The sequence below is a fragment of the Amycolatopsis sp. 3B14 genome (assembly GCF_050958625.1).
Taxonomy (GTDB): Bacteria; Actinomycetota; Actinomycetes; order Mycobacteriales; family Pseudonocardiaceae; genus Amycolatopsis_E; species Amycolatopsis_E thermoflava.
Genome location: NZ_JBHZEN010000063.1, coordinates 1 through 20,575, shown reverse-complemented (window position 1 = coordinate 20,575; position 20,575 = coordinate 1). Strand labels below are relative to the sequence as shown.

The window sequence follows — 20,575 nt, the reverse complement described above, 5'->3', positions numbered from 1 at the left end:
GGCCTGCGCCTTGATCACGCCGCCACCGACGTAGAGGACCGGGCGGCGGGCCTGCGCGATGAGCCGCGCGGCCTCGCGGACCTGCTTGCCGTGCGGGCGCAGCGTCGGCCGGTAGCCGGGCAGGTGCAGCTCCGGCGGCCAGGAGAACGAGGTGGTCTCCTGCAGGACGTCCTTGGGGATGTCGACCAGGACCGGGCCGGGACGGCCGGTGGAGGCGAGGTGGAACGCCTCGGCGATCACGCGCGGGATGTCGATGGGGTCGGTGACCAGGAAGTTGTGCTTGGTGATCGGCATCGTGATGCCGCAGATGTCGGCTTCCTGGAACGCGTCGGTGCCGATCAGCGGCCGGGTCTGCTGGCCGGTGATCGCGACGACCGGGACGGAGTCCATGTTCGCGTCGGCCAGCGGGGTGACCAGGTTGGTCGCGCCGGGGCCCGAGGTCGCCATGCACACGCCGACCTTGCCGGTGGCCTGCGCGTACCCGGTGGCCGCGTGCCCGGCGCCCTGCTCGTGGCGGACGAGGACGTGCCGCACCTTCGTCGAGTCCAGGAGCGGGTCGTACGCAGGCAGGATGGTGCCACCCGGAATGCCGAAGACCACCTCGACGCCCATCGCCTCGAGCGATCGCACCAGCGACTGCGCGCCGGTCACCCGGACCGGCGTGCCTGCGGGCGGGGCTGGCTTGGGGCGGTTGCCGAGCTGGGCCGGCGACGCGGCGGCCGGATTCGCTCCGGGTTTCGTTTCCGATCGCGACGTGGCGCTTGTCATCAGTTCTGCCTCGTGGGTCTCGTGGGGCTTCTCGTCGGGTGGTGGGGTTCGGGCTGGCGTGGGCAACAAAAAACCCCCGCCGACCTTTCAAGGTCGCACGAGGGTCGCGCGTCGACGCAGGTGGGTTCGATGGTCCCTACGCGTCGACGCGCGGGGGAAGTACGAGGCCAATCTGCGGGTTCACGGCGCTGACGTTAACGGGTCCTGTCGAACAGTGTCAACTCTGCGGGACGGTGATCCCGGATACTGGGCACACCCGGCCGTGGCGTCCCGGCGGGCGGGAGGCACCATGGTGGCGTGGCCGAAACCGAGCAACAGGGCCGGAAGGCGATCTTCCGCGTCCCGCTGATCTCCCTGCTCGCCGTCGTGTTCCTGGCGGTGTGCATGATCCCCGCCGCGTTCGCCGACGTGCCGGGGTTGTGGCTGATGTACGTCGTCCCGATCGGGTTGTTCGTCTTCGTGGTGCGCACCCGCACGGTCGCCTCCGCGCGCGGCCTGGACGTGCGGACGGTGTTCGGCCACCGCGAGATGCCGTGGTCCTCGCTCAAGGGGCTGGCGATCAACGACAAGGCCAAGGTCCGCGCGGTGCTGACCGACGGCAGCGAGGTCCCGCTGCCGTCGGTCCGCACCCGCCACCTGCCGGTGATCTCCCTGGTCAGCGAGGGCCGCATGAAGGACCCGAGCGGCCTGACCGACGACCTGGACGAGACCACGGACGAGGCGTCGGACTAACGGGCCCAGTCCTCGACGCGGGCGCCGGCGCGGAACCGCAGCGCCGGGTCGGTGTACCGGGCTTCCGGCACGTCGTAGAGGGCGTCGAGCGACGCGCGCTGCCCCGCGTAGGCCGGGACGTAGGCGGCCAGTTCCGCCTCGCTCGCCGTGATCCCGGCCGCGTCGAGCAGGCCGCGCACCATCGTCAGGTCGTCCATCGTCTCTCCTTTCAGGCGGCGGCCATGCCGGCCGGCCGCGGCACCCGCAGGTGCCAGTCGGTGCTCTGCTGGAACGCGTCGCCCGCGCGCAGGATCGCCGCTTCGCCGAAGGCGGGACCGGCCAGCTGCAGGGACAACGGCATCCCGTCCGCGGTGAAACCCATCGGCACGGCCAGCACCGGGTTGCCGACGCTGTCCCAGTACGGCGTGAAGATCAGCGAGAACAGCTCGCTCACGTCGACTCCCCCGCCGGGCGTGGTGATGCTGTCGAAGGTCGGGGCGCCGACCGCGGCCGTCGGCGCGGCGATCACGTCGACCGTCTCGAACAACCGGGCCAGCGCGTCCTGCGCCACCCGGCGCACCCGCTGGGCCTGCACGTAGTCCGCGCCGGACGCCATCGCCCCGGTCACCAGCATCGCGCGTGTGGCCGCGTAGTAGTCGCCCCAGCGGCCGGCGAGGTCGTTGCGGTGGTAGGCCAGCGCCTCGCAACCCATGGTCACCATGTCCGCGGTGATCATCTCGTGCCAGTACGGCAGCGTGACCTCGACGACCGTCGCGCCCTGCTCGGTGAGCACCGCGACGGCCGCGTCGAACGCGCCGGCCAGCGCGGGATCCGCGTGGTCCGGGAAGTGCCCCTCGCGCACCACCCCGACGCGCAGGCCGGACAGGTCGCCGTCGAAGGCGGGCGCGCTGAACGGCGCGTCCACGCAGTCCGGGTCGCTGGCGTCCAGACCGGCCAGCACCTCCAGCACCGCGGCGCAGTCCCGCGCGGAGCGCGCCAGCGGTCCGATGTGGTCGAGGCTGTAGCCCAGCGGCACGCACCCGGACTTCGGCACCCGGCCGAACGTCGGCATCAGGCCGCTGACCCCGCAGAACGCGGCCGGGATGCGGATGCTGCCCGCGGTGTCGGTGCCCACCCCGGCCAGGAACATCCCGGCCGCGACCCCGCTGCCGGTGCCGGAGCTGGACCCGCCGGGCCAGGTGTCCGGGTTCCACGGGTTGCGCGGCACGGGGAACGGCTTGGTGTCGTCCGGCATCCCGCAGGCGAACTCCATCGTCGAGGTCTTGCCCGTGATGACCGCGCCCGCGGCCTTGAGCCGGGCGACGACGGGCGCGTCCCGGCCCGCGCCCCACGCCGGGTCGAGCACCAGGCTCTGCGCGGTCGTCGGGCCCTCGGCCATCGCGATGATGTCCTTCACGCCGAACGGGATCCCGTGCAGCGGGCCGCGGTCCACACCGTGGGCCAGTTCGGCGTCGGCCTCCGCGGCGCGCTCGAGCGCGTAGTCGTCGAGCCGGTGCAGGTAGGTGCCGATCTCCGCGTCCTGGCGGTCGGCGGCCGCGATGGCCGCTTCGGTGAGCGCGACGGACGTGGTGGCGCCGGCCCGCAGCGCGGCGGCGGCGTCGGTGACGGTGTGGATCATGCTTCCCTCCCGGGGACTCGGGTGCCGCGCGAGACGAACCGGAACCGGTCGGCGCGGGTGTGGATGAAGGCCAGGTCGAACAGGCGCCCGGCGGGGTCGGCGATGGTCTGCTCGGTGACCAGGACGGGCGCGCCGGGCGCGATGCCGAGCACGGCGGCGACGAGCGGGTCGGCGGGCTCGGCGCCGATGATGAACTCGGACTGTCCGAACTCGACACCGGCGTCGGCCATGAGCGCGTACCAGTCGGTGACGAACGGGCAGTCCCGCAACCGCGCGGCCTCCGGGAAGAGGGCGTAGTTGGTGGCGAGCCAGACCGGCTCCTCCTGGTGCAGCGCGACGTACTCCAGGCGCAGGCACGGGGTCCCGGCAGGCACGCCGAGCCGGTCGGCGACCACGGCGGGCGCGGCGATCTCGGAGCGGTCGAGCAGCCGGGGCCGGGTGCGGCGGTTGAGCAGGCTGTGCTGGTCCGGGCGGATCACACCGTGGGCTTCGACGAGCCGCTCGTCGGCAGGCCGGACGACCGCGTGCGTGCCGATGCCCTGGACGCGCTCGATCAGCCCCTCCGCGCGCAGCAGGGAAAGCGCTTCCCGGACGGTGGCGCGGGACGCGCGGTGCGCCGCCATCAGCTCGGCCTCGCCAGGCAGCTGCCCGTCGGGGTAGCGGCCACCCTGGACGGCCGCGCGGAGCATGTCCCGCAACCGGCGCACCTCGTGACCCCGCTGTGCCGCAGTCCTCATTCCCGGGGACGCTAAGGAGCGTCGTTTGCCGCTCGGTCTCCACGGCATCACCGCCGTGTTACCGCTGCTCACGCGGCCTCCGGGAGAGCACCGAAGGTGAAGCCGCCGCCGATCGAGGCGATCGCGGCGAACCCGATGTCGCGCATGATCTCGACGCCGATCTCGTGCTGCCGCCGGGTCATCGCCGCGCAGCAGTCCTCGAGCAGCGTGACGCGGTAGTCCCGCATGAAGGCCGCGCGCACGGTGGACTCGACGCAGATGTTGGTCACCACGCCGCAGACCACCAGTCCGGTCACGCCGAGCCCCTGGAGCAGCGGATCCAGCGAGGTCCACAGGAACGCGTCGAACCGGGCCTTGTCGACCACCAGGTCCGCGGCCGTGCAGCCGAGTTCGTCGACCACGTCCGCGTCCCAGGTGCCCACCTCCAGGCCGTGCAGCTCGGCCAGCCCGCCGGACAGCTCGGCCAGCCGGGGACCCTCGTCCACGCGACCGGGCCGGTAGACGTGCCGGGTGAAGACCACCGGCACGCCCGCCTCCCTGGCCCGCGCCACCGCGGCCGCGGTGTTCGCCACCGCCGCCGCCGCGCCGTCCAGTTCCCGGCCCAGCCGCGGCAGCGAGCCGTCCGGGTGGCAGAACCCGTTCTGCACGTCCACCACCAGCAGTGCGGTGCTCATCAGGCGACCTCCAGTTCCTTGTCGGGGGCGAACTTCGGCATGCCGAGCGGCACGGAACCCTTGGGCGGCCGCCACGCGCTGGGCTTGCAGGCGTCCCGGCAGGCGGCCTCGGTCGAGCAGCACAGGGAGCAGATCGTGCCGCCGTGGAAGGGGCAGGTCGCCATGTCCGCGCGGTCGTAGCTGCCCGCGCACACCGAGCACGGCAGCTCGTCTCCGGCGGGCAGCACCGACTCGCGGGCGACGTACCAGCGTCCGCGGGTGGCGGCGGCCACGACCGGCGGCAGGACCACCGCGACGCCCAGCGCGATGAACGGCGACAACGCGGCCGCTGTCGGGCCGAACGCGCCGTAGTAGGCGACCATCGACACGGCGCCGGCGACGATCATCGACCCGAACCCGACGGGGTTGACGTGGTAGAGGTGCGCGCGGTGGAACACCAGCTGCGGCGGGGCCAGCTTCAGCCACTTCTTGTTGATCACCAGGTCGGACACCATCGCCGCGATCCACGCGACGCCGACGTTCGAGTACCAGGCGAGCACCTCGACGATGTGGCTGAAGATGTCGATCTCCATCAGCACCAGGGACAGCCCGACCTGCAGGAACACCCACGCGGCGCGCCCGGGGTGGCGGTGCAGCAGCCGGGAGAAGAAGTTCGACCAGGACAGCGACCCCGAGTAGGTGTTCATGATGTTGATCTTGATCTGGGACAGCAGCACCAGGACGCCGGCGAGGACCAGCGCGACGGTGTGGTTCCCGGTCAGCCGCTCGTAGACGGCGGTGAAAGGTCGACCGGGACGCCGACGTGATCGGCGCCGATCTTCGTCGAGGCGTACCCGACCAGCAGCGTCGAGGCGAAGAAGATGCCCACCGCGAACAACGCGAAGCCGGGCCCGCCCATGATCACCGCGAGCCGCCACCGCCCCCGCCTGCCGGGTTCGGGGTCGGGCATCAGCCGCAGGTAGTCGCCCTGCTCCCCCACTTGGGTGGCCAGCGACAGCTGCGCGGCGGCGATCGTGAACACCGCGAGCACGGTCATCCCGGCCAGACCGGAGGGCGACACGGTCGCCGGGTGGACCATGTTGTGCCCGGCGTCCGGCGCGGTCGCCGCGGTGCCCAGCGCCAGCCCGATCAGCGCGATCCAGACCGGCCACGTCCAGGCCTGGAACTTCGCGCTGAACGTCATCCCGTACAGGGTCAGCGGGATCATCACCGCGGACACCACGACGTAGGACAGGTGGATGTCCAGCCCGGTCAGCGCGGTCACCGCCTGCGCCATGATCGCGCCCTCGTAGGCCAGGAAGATCAGCGTGTAGGTGGCGTAGACCAGCGAGGTCAGCGTGGATCCGAGGTAGCCGAAGCCGGAGCCGCGGGTCAGCAGGTCGATGTCCACGTGCCCGCGGGCGATCGCGAACGCGATCACCAGGGTCAGCGGCAGCGTCACGGCCGCGGCGACCAGGAAGCCGGTGAGCGCGTTGGCGAAGCCGAACGCGTCGACGAACGCGGCGTCGAGCGCGTAGCCCGCCATCGCGGAGATGCCGACGAGGCAGGACAGGAACACCATCCACGGCGACCACTTCCGGAACGCCGCCGGGGTGTACCGCAGTGAGTAGTCTTCCATTTCCGGGTTGTCAGCGAGGCCCATATCCGATCCCTTCGCTCGTGTGCGGCGAAAGCTAGGAATCGCGTATTTCGGCCGCGTATCCGACGGCATTGCGCCCGGTTACGCCGCTTCTCACTCTCCGGGCACCGCGCTGACCTGCGGTTTTCGTCACGCGGCGAGGTGATGCGCCGAATTCGGTGTGGGATGGGCCGCCGGTTGATCGGGACGCGCGGGACCCGGCGTAATCTGGCTGGCATGCCTGCTCTGCGCTCCCGAACAACCACCCATGGCCGCAACGCCGCGGGCGCCCGGTCCCTCTGGCGGGCCACCGGGCTGACCGACGGCGACTTCGGCAAGCCGATCGTCGCGATCGCCAACTCCTACACCCAGTTCGTGCCCGGGCACGTGCACCTCAAGGACCTCGGTGACATCGTGGCCGGGGCGATCCGCGAGGCCGGTGGCGTGGCGCGCGAGTTCCACACGATCGCGGTGGACGACGGCATCGCCATGGGGCACAGCGGCATGCTCTACTCGCTGCCCTCGCGCGAGATCATCGCCGACTCGGTCGAGTACATGGTCAACGCGCACCAGGCCGACGCGCTGGTCTGCATCTCCAACTGCGACAAGATCACCCCGGGCATGCTGAACGCCGCGATGCGGCTGAACATCCCGGTGGTGTTCGTGTCCGGCGGCCCGATGGAGGCCGGCAAGGCGGTGGTCGTGGACGGCGTCGCGCACGCGCCGACCGACCTGATCACCAGCATCTCCGCCTCGGCGAACCCCGCCGTCGACGAGGACGGGCTGTCCATTGTGGAGCGGTCCGCGTGCCCGACGTGCGGGTCGTGCTCGGGCATGTTCACCGCGAACTCGATGAACTGCCTGACCGAGGCGCTGGGCCTGTCGCTGCCGGGCAACGGCTCGACGCTGGCCACGCACGCCGCGCGCCGCAAGCTGTTCGAGGACGCCGGCCGCACAGTGATGGAGCTGTGCAAGCGCTGGTACGGCGAGGACGACGACAGCGTGCTGCCGCGCTCGATCGCCAACCGCAAGGCGTTCGAGAACGCGATGGCGCTGGACATGGCGATGGGCGGCTCGACCAACACGGTGCTGCACATCCTGGCCGCGGCCCAGGAGGGCGAGGTCGACTTCACGATCTCCGACATCGACGAGATCGGCCGCCGCGTGCCGTGCCTGTCGAAGGTCGCGCCGAACTCCGACTACCACATGGAGGACGTGCACCGGGCCGGCGGCATCCCGGCGATCCTCGGCGAGCTGAACCGGGCCGGGCTGCTCAACCGGGATGTCACTGCTGTGCACTCCTCTTCGCTGGAGCAGTGGCTGTCCACGTGGGACATCCGCGGCGGGTCGCCGTCGCCGGAGGCGATCGAGCTGTTCCACGCCGCGCCGGGCGGGGTCCGCACCACGGAGGCGTTCTCGACGTCGAACCGGTGGACCGAGCTGGACACGGACGCGGCCAACGGCTGCATCCGCGACATCGAGCACGCCTACACCAAGGACGGCGGGCTCGCGGTGCTGCGCGGCAACCTGGCCGAGAACGGCGCGGTGATCAAGTCCGCGGGCATCGACGAGGAGCTGTGGCGGTTCCAGGGCCCGGCGCGTGTGGTCGAGAGCCAGGAGGAGGCCGTCTCGGTCATTCTGAGCAAGAAGATCCAGCCGGGTGAGGTGCTCGTGGTCCGCTACGAGGGTCCGGCAGGCGGCCCTGGCATGCAGGAGATGCTGCACCCGACGGCGTTCCTCAAGGGCGCCGGGCTGGGCAAGAAGTGCGCGTTGATCACCGACGGCCGGTTCTCCGGCGGCTCGTCCGGGATCTCGGTCGGGCACATCTCGCCGGAGGCCGCGTCGGGCGGCACGATCGGCTTGGTCCAGGATGGCGACCAGATCCTGATCGACGTGCACGAGCGGAAGCTGGAGCTGCTGGTGGACGCCGACGTGCTGGCCGAGCGCCGGGCGAAGATGGAGGCCTCGGAGCGGCCGTGGCAGCCGGTGGAGCGCCAGCGGCCCGTGACCGCGGCCCTGCGCGCCTACGCGCGGATGGCCACCTCCGCCGACACGGGCGCGGTGCGCGACCCGAACAAGTAGGCCTGACGACGAAGGGCCCCGGCTGCGAGCAGCCGGGGCCCTTTTTCGTTGTTCAGCGCGCCAGCACGATGACCACGACGGCCGCCGCGGCGGCGATCAGCAGGAAGAACAACCCGAACGGCACCGGGCGGCGCCGCCACGGGGTGTTGACGTCCAGCGCGATCCGTCCGGAGCCGGTGAACAGCAGCGCGAACGCCACAGTCGCCAGCAGCAGCTCGAACTCGAACCCGTTCGGCTCGAAGAACCCGCCGCTCCACTGGACGTAGATCATGTTCACGGTGACGCCGAGGATCGCGGCGGCGCCGATCTGGGTGAACAGGCCCAGCACGACGAGCACCGCGCCGATCAGTTCGCTCAACCCGGTGACCCACGCGAGCAGCGTCGGCTGGGCCGTGTAGCCCATCGACTCCAGCATCCGCGCCGTGCCGTCGATGCCGGGGCCGCCGAACAGCCCGAACACCTTCTGCAACCCGTGCGCGCCGAGGATCGCCCCGAGCGCGAGCCGCAGCGCGAGCAGACCGAAGTCGATCCCGCCGTGGTAGCGGTTCACCGGCGGTGACGGCCGGTCCTCGACGTCGGAGAGCATGCTGGTGCTGCTGCTCTCGGTGGGCTGGTAGTACCCGGATTCCGTGAACAGGTTCTGGGTCTTCGACTCGTCCTGAGGGCTGGTCACCCGCGCAGGTTAGGCCATCCGTGTCGGAAGCGCGACAGTTTCCGGGGCATCGAGCGGGTGCTCAGCTGCCGAACACCGACATGATGAGCGTGCCCAGCGCCGCGGGGAACACCTGTGCCGGGTCCGCCTCGCCGGTGGTCAGCGTCGCCGTCAGGGTCCGGCTGCCGTCCGGCGTGCTGATCATCAGGGCGCCGTAGCCACCGGGGGCGCCGCCGTTGTGGTGCACGATCGTGCCCGCCGGGCCGAGGTCCTGCACCCACAGGCCCAGACCGAGGTTGAGCTCGCCGTGCGGGGTGAGCATCTCGGCCAGCAACGGGGCGGGCAGGAGCCGGCCGCCGAGCAACGCGGAGATGAAGGTGTTCAGGTCTTCGGCGGTCGAGATCAAGTCGCCCGCGCCGGCCAGCAGGGAGGGGTTCTGGCGGCTGACGTCGACGACGTGCCACTCGCCGCCGTCCTCGTAGCGGTAGTAGCCGTGGGCGTGTGGGCCGGGGAGGTCCGGCGAGGTCGCCGACACGACGGTGTCCGCCAGGCCGAGCGGCCCGAGGATGCGCCGCTGGGCCTCCTCGGCGTAGGTGTTGCCGGTGACCGCCTCGATCAGCAGCAGGGCGACGGTGTAGTTGGTGTTGGAGTAGCTCTGGCCCTCGCCCGGCTCGAACCGCGGCGACCGCGACAGCGCGAAGCGCACCAGCTCCTCGGGGCGGTAGGTGTGGAAGCGGTTGTCCACCCACGCCCGGCCCTGCGACGGGAGCCCCATCACGAAGGTGCCGTCGGCGTCGAGCTCGCCGGTGTAGTTGTAGAGGCCGCTGGTGTGCTGCAACAGCATCCGGACGGTGATCCGATCGTCGAACCCGAATCCGGGCAGGTGACCGGCGACCGGGCCGTCCAGCTCGATCCGACCCTCGGCCACCAGCTGGAGCACGAGCGTCGCGGTGAAGGTCTTCATGACGCTGCCCGCCCAGCCCTGCGCGCCCGCGGGCGGCTCGGCGGTCCCACCCAGCTCGCTCACGCCGGCCCGGCCGGTCCAGCGGCCGCGGTCGTCGCGGACGCACAACTCGGCGGCGGCGAACCCGGCGTCGACGAGGGCCTGGACGGCCTGCTGCAACTCGGGGCGGTGCGTGATGGTGGCGGTGTTCTGCATCGTGCGCTCCTGTGTTCGGTCCGGCTTGATGCGACTACGTTCGCCCGCCGGCCTGACACCGCACCGCCTCCGCGCTGACACGGCGCCTGACACGCCCCGGTGGGTGTGTCAGATGGTTTGGCGCTCGCCCACGCTGCGCTCGATGCAGAACTCATTGCCTTCGGGATCGAGCAGCGTGACCCAGCCGAGCCCGTCGGGGGTCCGGTGGTCCTCGTGCAGCGTCGCGCCGAGGGTGACGACCCGCGCCACCTCCTCGTCGCGGGTCCGGTCCTCCGGCATCCAGTCGAAGTGGACGCGGTTCTTCACCGTCTTGCCCTCGGGAACCCGGATGAACAGCAGCCCGGGCACCGGCGCGGGCGCCTCGACCAGCACCTCGGCGTCGCCAGGCGAGTCCTCGCCGGAGACCGGCCACCCGGTCACCTGGCTCCAGAACCGGGCCAGCTCGTAGGGTTCGGCGCAGCCGATCGTCACGTGGCGGAGGATCATCGCTAGTACTCCCCGTGCACGAGGTTCTGCGGCAGCTCCCCGCCGGCGTAGCGGGCGATCTCCGCGGCGACCACGGCGTACGAGCGCCGCTTGCTGCCCGTCACCGAGCCGGCCACGTGCGGCGTCAGCAGCACGTTCGGCGCCGTCCACAGTGGATGGTCCGCGGGCAGCGGCTCGGGGTCGGTGACGTCCAGCGCGGCCCGCAGGCGGCCGGCGGTCAGCTCGGCCACCAGCGCGTCCGTATCGACCACCGGTCCGCGCGCGGCGTTGACGAGGATCGCGCCGTCGGGCATCGCGGCGAGGAACTTCCCGTCCACCATCCCGCGGGTGCGGGAGGTCAGTGGCACCATCAGCGCGACGACGTCGTGCGCGCCCAGCAGCGCGGGCAGCTCGTCGACCGAGTGGACGCCCTCACGCGCGCTGACGCCGACCATCGTGACCCGCGCGTCGAAGGCGGCCAGGCGGCGCTTGAGCTGCCGCCCCAGGTCACCGGCCCCGACGACGAGCACCCGCTTGTCCTGAAGCGTGTCGGTGGCGTGCAGGTTCCAGCGGTGCGCGGCCTGGTCGGCGGCGAACCCGGGCAGCTCCCGGTAGATCGACAGCAGCACCGCGACGACCCATTCGGCCGTGCTGCCGCCGTGCGCGCCGCGGCAGGTGGACAGCAGCACACCGTCCGGCACGGAGCCGATCCAGTTCTCCGCGCCCGCCGACAGCAGCTGGATCAACTTCAGGTTCGGCAGCGCGCCGAGCACCGCGTCGCGTTCCTCGGGCCGGTGCGCGCCGGGGACGAGGACCTCGGCGTCGGCGGCCTCGGGCGGCAGCGGCTCGCGCCAGCTGTAGCGGACGGGCCGCACCCCGGCCAGCTCGCCGAGCGCGTGCAGGCCGTCTTCGTCGGGGACCAGAACCGTGACGGACATGATCGCCACGGTACTTACCCGTCGTTCACCCACCGCCACCTAGGCTGGGAGCGTGCGTGTCGGGAACGGGAAGGCGCCGTGGCTGCTGGTGGTGGCCTGCGGGCTGCTGCTGACCGGCTGCGCCCAGTTCGACGACCGGGCCGCGAACCAGACGTTCGAACCCGCCCCGGAGCTGACCGCCCCGGCCGGTCCGCAGCCCGAGCTGCCCGAGGTCGACGGCGGTGACGACGAGTCGCGGCCCAGCGCCCCGCAGACGTCGATCCCGCCGCCGCAGGGCTGCACCGACTACGACCAGTCCGTGATTGCGACGTGTCTGGACACGGTGTCCGCGCTCGCCGCGTTGCCGGACACCGGCGCCGCGCCGAGCGCGCTCGCCGCGGAACGCAAGACAGGCCGCGTGCTGCAGGTGTCGAGCGGTCAGGCGCCGGCCGAGGTCATCCGCCTGGACGTGCAGGCGACCGGTGACGGCGGCCTGACCGGGCTCGCGCTGTCCCCGACGTTCGCCGAGGACCAGCTGGTGTTCGCCTACGTCACGACGGCCACCGACAACCGGGTGGTCCGCTTCACGCGCGGCCAGCAGCCGAAGGCGCTGCTGACGGGCATCCCGAAGGGTGCGACGGGCAACCGGGGCGCGATCATGACCGACGGCAAGGGCGCGCTGCTGGTCGCGACGGGCGACGCGGGCAACCCGTCGGCGGCCGCGGACCCGAACTCGCTGGCCGGGAAGGTCCTGCGCATCGACACGGCGGGCAACGCGGCGCAGGGCAACCCGACGCCCGGCTCGCGGGTGTACGCGAGCGGCGTGCACTCCCCCGGCGGCCTCTGCAAGGCGACGGACGGTTCCCGGATGTGGATCACGGACCGGGGCTCCTCCGTGGACGCGCTGTACCCGATCACGCCGGGCGCGTCGCTCGCGGTGCCGACGTGGACGTGGCCGGAGAAGCCGGCGCTGGCGGGCTGCGCGGACAGCGGCTCGGCGGTCGTCATCGCCACCTCGGTGGGCGCCAACGTGCAGGAACTGCCCATCACGCTGGACGGTTCGGTGGGCGGCAAGCCGAAGACGCTGATGGACGGCAAGAACGGCACCGCGTACGGCCGCTACGGCGGGCTGGACCAGATCGACAGCCAGTTCGCGCTCGTGGGTACCGTCAACAAGGACGGCGGCCAGCCGATTTCGAGCGACGACCGGGTCGTGCTGATCTCGCTGCAGGCCACCCCGAGCGGCGGGAGCGGCAAGGACTAGCACCGCAGACCTCACGCGCAGGACCGCAGAACTCGCGGACAGAAACGTGGGACTCGCGGACAAACCGGCGAGTCCCACGCTCACGCACGCGAGTTCCGCGTTCTACCCGGGAACCGGCGAACCTCAGGACCGGCGCCGCAGCGCCCGAACATCCAGCACGGCCGCCACCAGCGACGCCAGCGCGCCGAGCATCCCCAGGTACCGGCCGATCCCGGCGTACAGCCCGATGCCGCCCTCGTCGAGCAGCCCGCGGGTGTCCTCGTCGAACTGCCAGCCCATCGCGAACCAGCCGAGGACCATCAGCAGCAGCGCCACCCCGGCGAAGATCAGCCACAGGTGCGGCAGCCCGGCGACGCGCACCTTGCGGAACTGTCCGAACGCGACCACCGCGACACCGGCGAGAAGCAGCAGCAACGGCCCGCACCAGGCGAGGAACCCGGTGGTCCAGGCGTCCCGCGCGACGTCGGAGGACGGCAGTTCCCGCAGGGCCTCGTCGACGACCTGGTTCGTCGCGGACAGGTTCGTCCACGGCAGGAACAGGGCGAGCGTGGCGACCACGCCCGCCCCGAACGCCGTCCACTCGCGCCAGCTGACGCGGGCGAGCGAGAACCGCTCGGGCTCGGCGGACACCTTCGACGGCATCCTCAGGCGCCCACCCGCTCGATGATGAGTTCGCGGACGCGCTTGGCGTCGGCCTGGCCCTTGGTCGCCTTCATGACCGCGCCGACGATCGCACCCGCCGCCTGGACCTTGCCGCCGCGGATCTTGTCCGCGATGTCCGGCTGCGCGGCCAGCGCCGCGTCCACCGCGGCCAGCAGCGCCGAGTCGTCCGAGACGACCTTCAGGCCGCGCTTCTCCACGACCTCGTCCGGCTCGCCCTCGCCGGCCAGCACGCCCTTGACGACCTCACGCGCGAGCTTGTTGGTCAGCTCGCCGGAGTCGACCAGCGCGGCCACCCTGGCGACCTGCGCCGGGGTGATCGGCAGCGCGGCGATCTCGGTCTCGCGGGCGTTGGCTTCCTGCGCCAGGAAGTTCACCCACCAGCTGCGGGCGTCGTTCGGCTTCGCGCCCTCGGCGACCGTCGCCTCGACCAGCTCGACCGCGCCCGAGTTGAACAGGTCGCGCAGCTCCTCGGCGGACAGGTTCCACTCGGTCTGGATCCGCTTGCGGCGCGCGGCCGGCATCTCCGGCAGCGTCCCGCGCAGCTCCTCGACCCATTCGCGCGACGGCGCGATCGGGACCAGGTCGGGCTCCGGGAAGTACCGGTAGTCCTCGGCGGTCTCCTTGGTGCGGCCCGGCGAGGTGGTGCCGTCGGACTCCTGGAAGTGCCGGGTCTCCTGGGTGACCGTGCCGCCCGCGACCAGCACCGCGGCCTGCCGCGTCATCTCGTACCGCACGGCGCGCTCGACGCTGCGGAAGGAGTTGACGTTCTTGGTCTCGGTGCGGGTGCCGAACTCGGTGGCGCCCTTCGGCATCAGCGACACGTTCGCGTCGCAGCGCAGCGAGCCCTGGTCCATGCGCACGTCGGAGACGTCCAGCGCCAGCAGCAGGTCCCGCAGCGCGGTCACGTAGGCGCGGGCGACCTCGGGAGCCCGCTCGCCCATGCCGACGATCGGCTTGGTGACGATCTCGATGAGCGGCACGCCGGCCCGGTTGTAGTCCAGCAGCGAGTGCTCCGCGCCGTGAATGCGACCGGTGGCGCCACCGACGTGCAGCGACTTGCCGGTGTCCTCCTCCATGTGCGCGCGCTCGATCTCCACGCGCACGACCTCGCCGTCGTCCAGCGTCACGTCCAGGTAGCCGTTGAACGCGATCGGCTCGTCGTACTGCGAGGTCTGGAAGTTCTTCGGCATGTCCGGGTAGAAGTAGTTCTTCCGGGCGAACCGGCACCACTCGGCGATCTCGCAGTTCAGCGCGAGGCCGATGCGGATCGCGCCCTCGACGCCCTTGCCGTTGAGCACCGGCAGCGCGCCGGGCAGGCCGAGGCAGGTCGGGCACACGTGGGTGTTGGGCTCGCCGCCGAACTCGTTGGCGCAGCCGCAGAACATCTTCGTCTTGGTGTTCAGCTCGACGTGGACCTCGAGCCCGAGCACCGGGTCGAACCGCTCGACGACCTCGGCGTAGTCCATCACTTCGGCAACGGCGGTCACGCCGAGACTCCCTTCAGCTCCGGAACCCGGTCGATGATCGACCCGCGCGCGACCTCGTAGGCGGCGCCGACCCGGTAGAGCCGGTCGTCGGCGAGCGCCGGGGCCATGATCTGCAGGCCGACCGGCAGCCCGTCCTCATCGGACAGTCCACTGGGCACGCTCATGGCGGCGTTGCCGGCCAGGTTGGCCGGGATCGTGCACAGGTCGGCGAGGTACATGGCCATCGGGTCGTCGACCCGCTCGCCGATCTTGAACGCGGTGGTCGGGGTGGTCGGCGAGACCAGCACGTCCACCTTCTCGAACGCGGCCGCGAAGTCGCGGGAGATCAGCGTGCGCACCTTCTGCGCCGAGCCGTAGTACGCGTCGTAGTAGCCGGAGGACAGCGCGTACGTGCCGAGCATGATGCGGCGCTTGACCTCGGGGCCGAACCCGGCCTCGCGCGTGGCCGACATGACCTCTTCGGCGCTGTGCGAACCGTCGTCGGCGACCCGCAGGCCGTAGCGCATGGCGTCGAACCGGGCCAGGTTCGACGACGCCTCGCTCGGCGCGATCAGGTAGTACGCGGGCAGCGCGTAGACGAAGTTCGGGCAGGACACCTCGACGACCTCGGCGCCGAGCGCCGTGAGCTGCTCGACCGCGCCCTCGAACGAGCGCTGGACACCGGCCTGGTAGCCCTCGCCGCTGAACTCCTTGACCACGCCGACCTTGACGCCCTTGAGGTCGCCGCGCAGGCCCTCGCGGGCGGCGGCGACGACCGGCGGCACCGGCGCGTTGATGGAGGTCGAGTCGAGCGGGTCCCAGCCGCCGATGACCTCGTGCAGCAGCGCGGCGTCGAGCACGGTGCGGGCGCACGGCCCGGCCTGGTCGAGCGAGGACGAGAACGCCACCAGCCCGTAGCGGGACACCCCGCCGTACGTCGGCTTCACGCCGACCGTGCCGGTGACCGCGCCCGGCTGGCGGATCGAGCCGCCGGTGTCGGTGCCGATCGCCAGCGGCGCCTCGAAGGCGGCGAGCGACGCGGCCGAGCCACCGCCGGAGCCGCCCGGGATGCGGGCGTGGTCCCACGGGTTGTGGGTCGGGCCGAACGCCGAGTTCTCGGTGGAGGAGCCCATCGCGAACTCGTCCATGTTGGTCTTGCCCAGGATCGGCACGCCCGCCTCGCGCAGCTTGCGCGTGACCGTCGAGTCGTACGGCGGGATCCAGTTCTCCAGGGTCTTCGAACCGCAGGTGGTGGGCAGGCCCTGGGTGGTCAGCACGTCCTTGAGGGCGAGCGGGACACCGGCGATCGGCGAGGCCGGGGCCTGGCCGTCGGCCAGCGCGGCGTCGACCTCACGGGCGGCCGCGAGCGCGCCGTCGGCGTCGACGTTGAGGAACGCGTGGACGTGGTCGTCGACCTCGCCGATGCGGTCCAGGTGCGCCTGCGTGACCTCCGCGGCGGACACCTCACGCGCGTGGATCTTCTCGGCCAGCTCGGCGGCCGACAGCCGTGTTAGGTCGGTCACTGTTCCTCCCCCAGGATCCGCGGCACCCGGAAGCGGCCCTCTTCGGCGGCCGGCGCACCGGCCAGCGCCTGCTGCTGGGTCAGCCCGGGCCGGACCACGTCCTCGCGGAAGACGTTCGTGAGCGGCACGGCGTGCGAGGTCGGCGGCACGTCGTCGGCTGCGACTTCGCTGACCTTGGCAACCGCGTCCAGGATCTGGTCGAGCTGACCTGCGAAAACGTTCAGCTCGTCGTCGGTGACCGCGAGCCTGGCGAGCTTGGCCAGGTGCGCGACCTCGTCGCGGGAAATGTTGGGCACGCGGGTGACTCCCGGGGTGTGCGGATCGGCGTTTCGGTAAGTCACAAGTCTATGGCGGCGGGCCTTGCGACCTCGACCGGGTTGTGCACGGCGGGCTCGCAATCCGGTCTCGGTACTCAGACGATGGCTCCCCGTGACGGCCTTCGTCTGTCACAATCAGCGGCCGGTTGCGCTCCCCGGCAAGGCGGGAGCGCCGGACCCGAGAGGGGTTCACGTTGTCCTTCCTGATCCGGGTGCAGCTCCCGGACACGCCAGGAACCCTCGGAGCGGTCGCGACGGCTCTCGGCATGATCGGGGCGGACATCCTCTCGGTGGACGTGGTCGAGCGCGGCGGTGGTGTCGCGATCGACGACATGGTCGTCGAACTGCCCTCCGGCAGGCTGCCGGACGCCGTGATCACCGCGGCGGAGAGCGTGGAGGGCGTCGAGGTCGACGCGGTGCGGCCGTACGCCGGCGTGCTGGACACCCACCGCGAGCTGGAACTGGTCGAGGAGATCGCCGCGCAGCCGGCGTCCGGGCTGTCGGTGCTGGTCGAGGGCGTGCCGCGGATCATCCGGGCGGGCTGGGCGATCGTGGTGTCGGTCAGCGAGCCGGGCGTGGACCGCCTGGCCTCCTCCAGCGCGGCGCCCGAGGCGCCGATCACCGACCTGCCGTGGCTGCCGCTGGAGCGCGCGACCATCCTCGACTCGGAGGACTCCTGGGTGCCGGAAACCTGGCAGGAGCTGGGCACCGAACTGGCCGCGACGCCGCTGGGCAAGCCGGACAAGGCGCTGCTCGTCGGCCGTCCCGGCGGCCCGATGTTCCGGGCCGCCGAGGTCGCGCGCCTCGCGCACCTGGCCGGGATCGTCGCCGTCGTGCTCGACGGCTGATCACGGCACCTTCGACGGCCACCAGATCCGCCGACCGACGTCCAGCGTCAGGGCGGGCACCAGCAGCGACCGCACGATCAGGGTGTCGAGCAGGACGCCGAACGCGACGATGAACGCGATCTGGGCCAGGAACAGGATCGGGATGACCGCCAGCGCCGCGAAGGTGGCGGCGAGCACCACCCCGGCCGAGGTGATCACGCCGCCGGTGAGTGTGAGACCGCGCAGCGTGCCGTCGTGCGTGTTCGTCCGGACGGCCTCCTCGCGCACCCGGGTCATGAGGAAGATGTTGTAGTCGATCCCGAGCGCCACCAGGAAGACGAACCCGAACAGCGGCACCGCCGGGTCCGCGCCGGGGAAGTCCAGCAGGTGGTTGAACACGAGCGCGGACACGCCCATGGTGGCCGCGAAGGACAGCACGACGGTCGCGATCAGCAGCAGCGGCGCGAGCAGGGCCCGCAGCAGCAACGCGAGCACCACGAAGATCACCACGAGGACGATCGGGATGATCACCGCCCGGTCCCGCTCGGAGGTCTCCTGCGTGTCCAGCTGGATGGCGGTCGTGCCGCCGACGACGGCGTCCGCGCCGGGCACCGCGTGCACGGCCTCCCGGACGCGGCCGACCGTGTCGAGCGCGGCTTCGGAGTCGGCGGCGTCGGTGAGGATCGCGATGACCTGGACCCGGCCGTTGACCACGTTCGGCGCCGCCGCGACCTGGGCCACGCCGTCCACCCTGGCGGCCTGGGTCACCGCCTGGGCCTGGGATTCGTCGGTGATGATCGTGGTCGGCGAGCCGGACCCGCCGGGGAAGTGCCTGGCCAGTACCTCCTGGCCGGCGACCGAGTCGACCGGCGTGAGGAACAGGTCGGACTGCGCGACACCGCCCGCCTTGAGCTGCGGGACGAACGCGGCGCCGACCAGCAGCAGGACGGTGGTGCCGATCCAGATCGCACGCGGTTTGGCCGTGACGGCGTTGGCGATCCGGCCCCAGATACCGCGCGACTCCGGGTGCGGCGAGCCGAGCTTGGGCCGGACCGGCCAGAACGCGGCACGGCCGAGCAGGGCGAGCGCGGCCGGCAAGAACGTAACGGACGCGAGGAACGCGGCGGCGATGCCGATCGCGGCGACCGGACCGAGGCCGCGGTTGGACTGCAGGTCGGAGAACAGCAGGCAGAGCACGCCGAGCACGACGGTTCCGGCCGATGCGGCGATCGGCGGCAGGGTGGCACGCCAAGCGAGTTCGACCGCTTCGTGCCGGCTCTCGGTGTCGCGCAGCTGTTCGCGGAACCGGGAGACCAGGAGGAGCGCGTAGTCGGTGGCCGCGCCGAAGACGAGGATGAACAGGATGCCCTGGCTCTGGCCGTTGAGGGTGAGGACGTCGTGGTCGGCGAGCAGGTAGACGACCAGGCTGGCCAGCCCGAGCGCGAAGACGGCCGAGAGCAGCACGACGACGGGCAGCAGCGGGCTGCGGTAGACCACGACCAGGATCAGCGCCACGACGAGCCCGGCGACCAGCAGGAGGAGGCCGTCGATGCCGCCGAAAGCGGTGACCAGGTCGGCGATCTGCGCGGCCGGTCCGGCGACGAGGACGGTCAGCCCCGGCGGCGCCTGGCGGAGTTCGGCGCGGATCTGCTCGACGACCTCGCCGGGTTCGCCGCCGACGAGGACGGAGACGGTGAGTTCGAGGGCCTGGCCGTCCTGCGACGGCCGCGGGCTCGCGACCTGCGTGACTCCGGGGATGGCCTGGATGCGGGCCGCGGCGTCGGTGAGGAACGCGTTGTCCTGGGGCGCGACGCCGCTCGTCCGCTCGGCGACGACGATCGCCGGGAGCGTCTGGTCGGTGCTGAACGTGCGCTGCTCGTCGAGGGCGCAGGTGGATTCGGCGGACGCCGGGAGGAAGGCGGAGTTGTCGTTGGTGGCGACGTCGCTCAGCTTGCCGGCGTAGGGGCCGCCGAAGCCCCCGAGCGCCAGCCAGGCGACGACGAGCAGGGCGGGGACGAGCCAGCGTGCGGTCCTCATGGGCTAATACAGTCCTAGGGATCGGAGAGTTGTTCAGCAGGCTGAACATTACCGGGAGGCGCGGTTGCCCGCAGAGGAAGGCCCGGCAAATCGGACATCGGTCGAGGCTGCGGAAGGGATGGCGTCCTGGCCGACCGGGCGACTGCTGTCCGCCGCGGCGCGGCTGGTCGAGCAGCGGTGGACGGCGCGACTGGAGACGCTCGGGCTGTCGCACGCCGGGCTGATCGCGTTGCACACCCTGCGCGGCGGGCCGTTGTCGCAGCGCGCGCTGGCCCGCCGGTGCCAGGTGACGGACCAGACGATGAGCCGCACCCTGGACCGGCTGTCCAGGTCCGGCTACGTCACGCGGGTCCCCGATCCACTCGACGGCCGCCGCTCCCTGGCGCGGCTCACCCCCGCGGGCGAAGAGGCGCTGGCCACCTCCGAGCAGATCGCGCGGGAGGACTCGTCGGTGATCGGCGCGCTCGGCGACGACGCGGCCTTCCGGCGGCAGCTGATCGAGCTGATCGGGCACCTGACCGGACCATGACAAGTGTCATAGTCGCGCGCTAGTGTGCTGCCATGGAGCTGGGTTTCCTGGGGCTGGGCACGATGGGCACGCCGATGGCGCTGAACCTCGTCCGTGCGGGCGCGCCGCTCGTGGTGTGGAACCGGACGGCCGCGAAGGCCGAGGTGCTGCGCGCGGCGGGGGCGGCGGTCGCCGGGAGCGCGGCGGAGGTGTGCCGCCGGGCGGACGTGGTGTTCCTGATGCTCGCCGACGGCGTGGCGGTGGATGCCGCGCTGGGCCGCGGCGGGAGCGGGTTCGCGGCGAATGTCGGCGGGCGGACCGTCGTGCACATGGGGACGACGTCGCCGGAGTATTCGCGCGGGCTGGCGGCCGATGTCGCCGCGGCGGGTGGCCGGTACGTCGAGGCGCCGGTGTCGGGGTCGCGGAAGCCGGCCGAGGCGGGGCAGCTGGTGGCGATGCTGGCGGGCGAGCCGGGGGGGGGGGGCGAGGGGGGGCCGGTGCTGGCGCCGGGGTGCCGTCAGGGGGGGGGGGGGGGGCCGGTGCGGGGG

The 20,575-nt window shown here is 72.0% G+C and carries 22 protein-coding genes; 6 read left to right on the top strand and 16 right to left on the bottom strand.

The window, feature by feature from the left end:
- Nucleotides 1–768, bottom strand: a 768-nt coding sequence (locus tag ACCP09_RS31690) for a thiamine pyrophosphate-binding protein (protein WP_433752383.1), incomplete at its 3' end; no start/stop codon positions are given.
- A 297-nt stretch (nucleotides 769–1,065) separates the two neighbouring features.
- Here ACCP09_RS31690 and ACCP09_RS31685 point away from each other — a divergent pair.
- On the top strand, nucleotides 1,066–1,500 hold the full coding sequence (locus tag ACCP09_RS31685; RefSeq protein ID WP_017987457.1) for a PH domain-containing protein: 435 nt from the start codon (nucleotides 1,066–1,068) through the stop codon (nucleotides 1,498–1,500).
- Here ACCP09_RS31685 and ACCP09_RS31680 read toward each other — a convergent pair.
- The 6 genes from ACCP09_RS31680 to ACCP09_RS31655 all read right to left on the bottom strand — a co-directional run bounded on the left by ACCP09_RS31680 (nucleotide 1,497) and on the right by ACCP09_RS31655 (nucleotide 6,171).
- A complete protein-coding gene (locus tag ACCP09_RS31680) occupies nucleotides 1,497–1,697 on the bottom strand; it encodes a hypothetical protein (RefSeq protein WP_027931910.1) in 201 nt (66 codons plus the stop codon). The genes ACCP09_RS31685 and ACCP09_RS31680 overlap by 4 nt on opposite strands.
- A gap of 11 nt (nucleotides 1,698–1,708) precedes the next feature.
- Nucleotides 1,709–3,118 carry an amidase gene (locus ACCP09_RS31675; RefSeq protein ID WP_433752380.1) on the bottom strand — a complete coding sequence of 470 codons (1,410 nt, stop codon included), beginning with the start codon at nucleotides 3,116–3,118 and terminating at the stop codon, nucleotides 1,709–1,711.
- Nucleotides 3,115–3,855 carry a GntR family transcriptional regulator gene (locus tag ACCP09_RS31670; protein WP_231960631.1) on the bottom strand — a complete coding sequence of 247 codons (741 nt, stop codon included), beginning with the start codon at nucleotides 3,853–3,855 and terminating at the stop codon, nucleotides 3,115–3,117. Before ACCP09_RS31670 ends, ACCP09_RS31675 begins: the two co-directional genes overlap by 4 nt.
- 68 nt (nucleotides 3,856–3,923) lie before the next feature.
- Entirely contained in the window at nucleotides 3,924–4,529 is a 606-nt protein-coding gene (locus ACCP09_RS31665; RefSeq protein ID WP_027931913.1) for a cysteine hydrolase family protein, read from the bottom strand.
- Nucleotides 4,529–5,215: a hypothetical protein gene (locus ACCP09_RS31660; protein ID WP_433752377.1), complete on the bottom strand. Its 687-nt coding sequence runs from the start codon at nucleotides 5,213–5,215 to the stop codon at nucleotides 4,529–4,531. The genes ACCP09_RS31665 and ACCP09_RS31660 overlap by 1 nt, the downstream gene beginning before the upstream one ends.
- Nucleotides 5,216–5,286: 71 nt before the next feature.
- A complete protein-coding gene (locus ACCP09_RS31655) occupies nucleotides 5,287–6,171 on the bottom strand; it encodes a purine-cytosine permease family protein (protein WP_433752375.1) in 885 nt (294 codons plus the stop codon).
- Nucleotides 6,172–6,384: 213 nt separating this feature from the next.
- Between ACCP09_RS31655 and ilvD the strand changes: the two genes are divergently transcribed.
- On the top strand, nucleotides 6,385–8,229 hold the full coding sequence (gene ilvD, locus ACCP09_RS31650) for a dihydroxy-acid dehydratase (protein WP_378364933.1): 1,845 nt from the start codon (nucleotides 6,385–6,387) through the stop codon (nucleotides 8,227–8,229).
- A gap of 52 nt (nucleotides 8,230–8,281) precedes the next feature.
- Here the strand turns inward: ilvD and ACCP09_RS31645 are convergent, their stop codons facing one another.
- The 4 genes from ACCP09_RS31645 to ACCP09_RS31630 form a co-directional block, all read right to left on the bottom strand.
- Nucleotides 8,282–8,902, bottom strand: coding sequence for a DoxX family protein (locus ACCP09_RS31645; RefSeq protein ID WP_123683551.1), 621 nt, complete (start codon nucleotides 8,900–8,902; stop codon nucleotides 8,282–8,284).
- A gap of 61 nt (nucleotides 8,903–8,963) precedes the next feature.
- Nucleotides 8,964–10,040, bottom strand: coding sequence for a serine hydrolase domain-containing protein (locus tag ACCP09_RS31640; RefSeq protein WP_433752373.1), 1,077 nt, complete (start codon nucleotides 10,038–10,040; stop codon nucleotides 8,964–8,966).
- Nucleotides 10,041–10,148: 108 nt separating this feature from the next.
- Entirely contained in the window at nucleotides 10,149–10,526 is a 378-nt protein-coding gene (locus tag ACCP09_RS31635) for a VOC family protein (protein ID WP_433752371.1), read from the bottom strand.
- 2 nt (nucleotides 10,527–10,528) lie between these two features.
- Nucleotides 10,529–11,443, bottom strand: coding sequence for a 2-hydroxyacid dehydrogenase (locus ACCP09_RS31630; RefSeq protein WP_037323967.1), 915 nt, complete (start codon nucleotides 11,441–11,443; stop codon nucleotides 10,529–10,531).
- Nucleotides 11,444–11,495: 52 nt separating this feature from the next.
- Here ACCP09_RS31630 and ACCP09_RS31625 point away from each other — a divergent pair, with 52 nt between their 5' ends.
- The gene (locus ACCP09_RS31625) at nucleotides 11,496–12,686 is read left to right on the top strand and encodes a PQQ-dependent sugar dehydrogenase (RefSeq protein ID WP_400984519.1); all 1,191 of its coding nucleotides are present in this window, start codon (nucleotides 11,496–11,498) and stop codon (nucleotides 12,684–12,686) included.
- Nucleotides 12,687–12,809: 123 nt separating this feature from the next.
- Here the strand turns inward: ACCP09_RS31625 and ACCP09_RS31620 are convergent, their stop codons facing one another.
- The 4 genes from ACCP09_RS31620 to gatC are packed head-to-tail and all read right to left on the bottom strand — an operon-like array spanning nucleotide 12,810 to nucleotide 16,634.
- Nucleotides 12,810–13,328, bottom strand: coding sequence for a hypothetical protein (locus ACCP09_RS31620; RefSeq protein ID WP_123683555.1), 519 nt, complete (start codon nucleotides 13,326–13,328; stop codon nucleotides 12,810–12,812).
- 2 nt (nucleotides 13,329–13,330) lie between these two features.
- Entirely contained in the window at nucleotides 13,331–14,836 is a 1,506-nt protein-coding gene (gatB, locus tag ACCP09_RS31615) for an Asp-tRNA(Asn)/Glu-tRNA(Gln) amidotransferase subunit GatB (protein WP_027931922.1), read from the bottom strand.
- Nucleotides 14,833–16,338 (bottom strand): Asp-tRNA(Asn)/Glu-tRNA(Gln) amidotransferase subunit GatA, encoded by a 1,506-nt coding sequence (gene gatA / locus ACCP09_RS31610; RefSeq protein WP_378334453.1) that lies wholly within the window; start codon nucleotides 16,336–16,338, stop codon nucleotides 14,833–14,835. The genes gatB and gatA overlap by 4 nt, the downstream gene beginning before the upstream one ends.
- The gene (gene gatC / locus ACCP09_RS31605) at nucleotides 16,335–16,634 is read right to left on the bottom strand and encodes an Asp-tRNA(Asn)/Glu-tRNA(Gln) amidotransferase subunit GatC (RefSeq protein ID WP_017987443.1); all 300 of its coding nucleotides are present in this window, start codon (nucleotides 16,632–16,634) and stop codon (nucleotides 16,335–16,337) included. Before gatC ends, gatA begins: the two co-directional genes overlap by 4 nt.
- A gap of 215 nt (nucleotides 16,635–16,849) precedes the next feature.
- Between gatC and ACCP09_RS31600 the strand changes: the two genes are divergently transcribed.
- Complete coding sequence (locus tag ACCP09_RS31600; protein WP_027931924.1) at nucleotides 16,850–17,503, top strand: amino acid-binding protein; 654 nt, start codon at nucleotides 16,850–16,852, stop codon at nucleotides 17,501–17,503.
- Here the strand turns inward: ACCP09_RS31600 and ACCP09_RS31595 are convergent, their stop codons facing one another.
- Nucleotides 17,504–19,519: an MMPL family transporter gene (locus tag ACCP09_RS31595; protein WP_433752366.1), complete on the bottom strand. Its 2,016-nt coding sequence runs from the start codon at nucleotides 19,517–19,519 to the stop codon at nucleotides 17,504–17,506.
- A gap of 118 nt (nucleotides 19,520–19,637) precedes the next feature.
- Between ACCP09_RS31595 and ACCP09_RS31590 the strand changes: the two genes are divergently transcribed.
- Together ACCP09_RS31590 and ACCP09_RS31585 are read left to right on the top strand one after the other, a co-directional pair.
- Nucleotides 19,638–20,048, top strand: a complete 411-nt coding sequence (locus ACCP09_RS31590; RefSeq protein ID WP_017987440.1) for a MarR family winged helix-turn-helix transcriptional regulator — start codon at nucleotides 19,638–19,640, stop codon at nucleotides 20,046–20,048.
- Between the two features lie 32 nt (nucleotides 20,049–20,080).
- Nucleotides 20,081–20,575 (top strand): NAD(P)-dependent oxidoreductase (locus ACCP09_RS31585; RefSeq protein WP_433752364.1); only part of this gene is annotated, 495 nt, incomplete at its 3' end.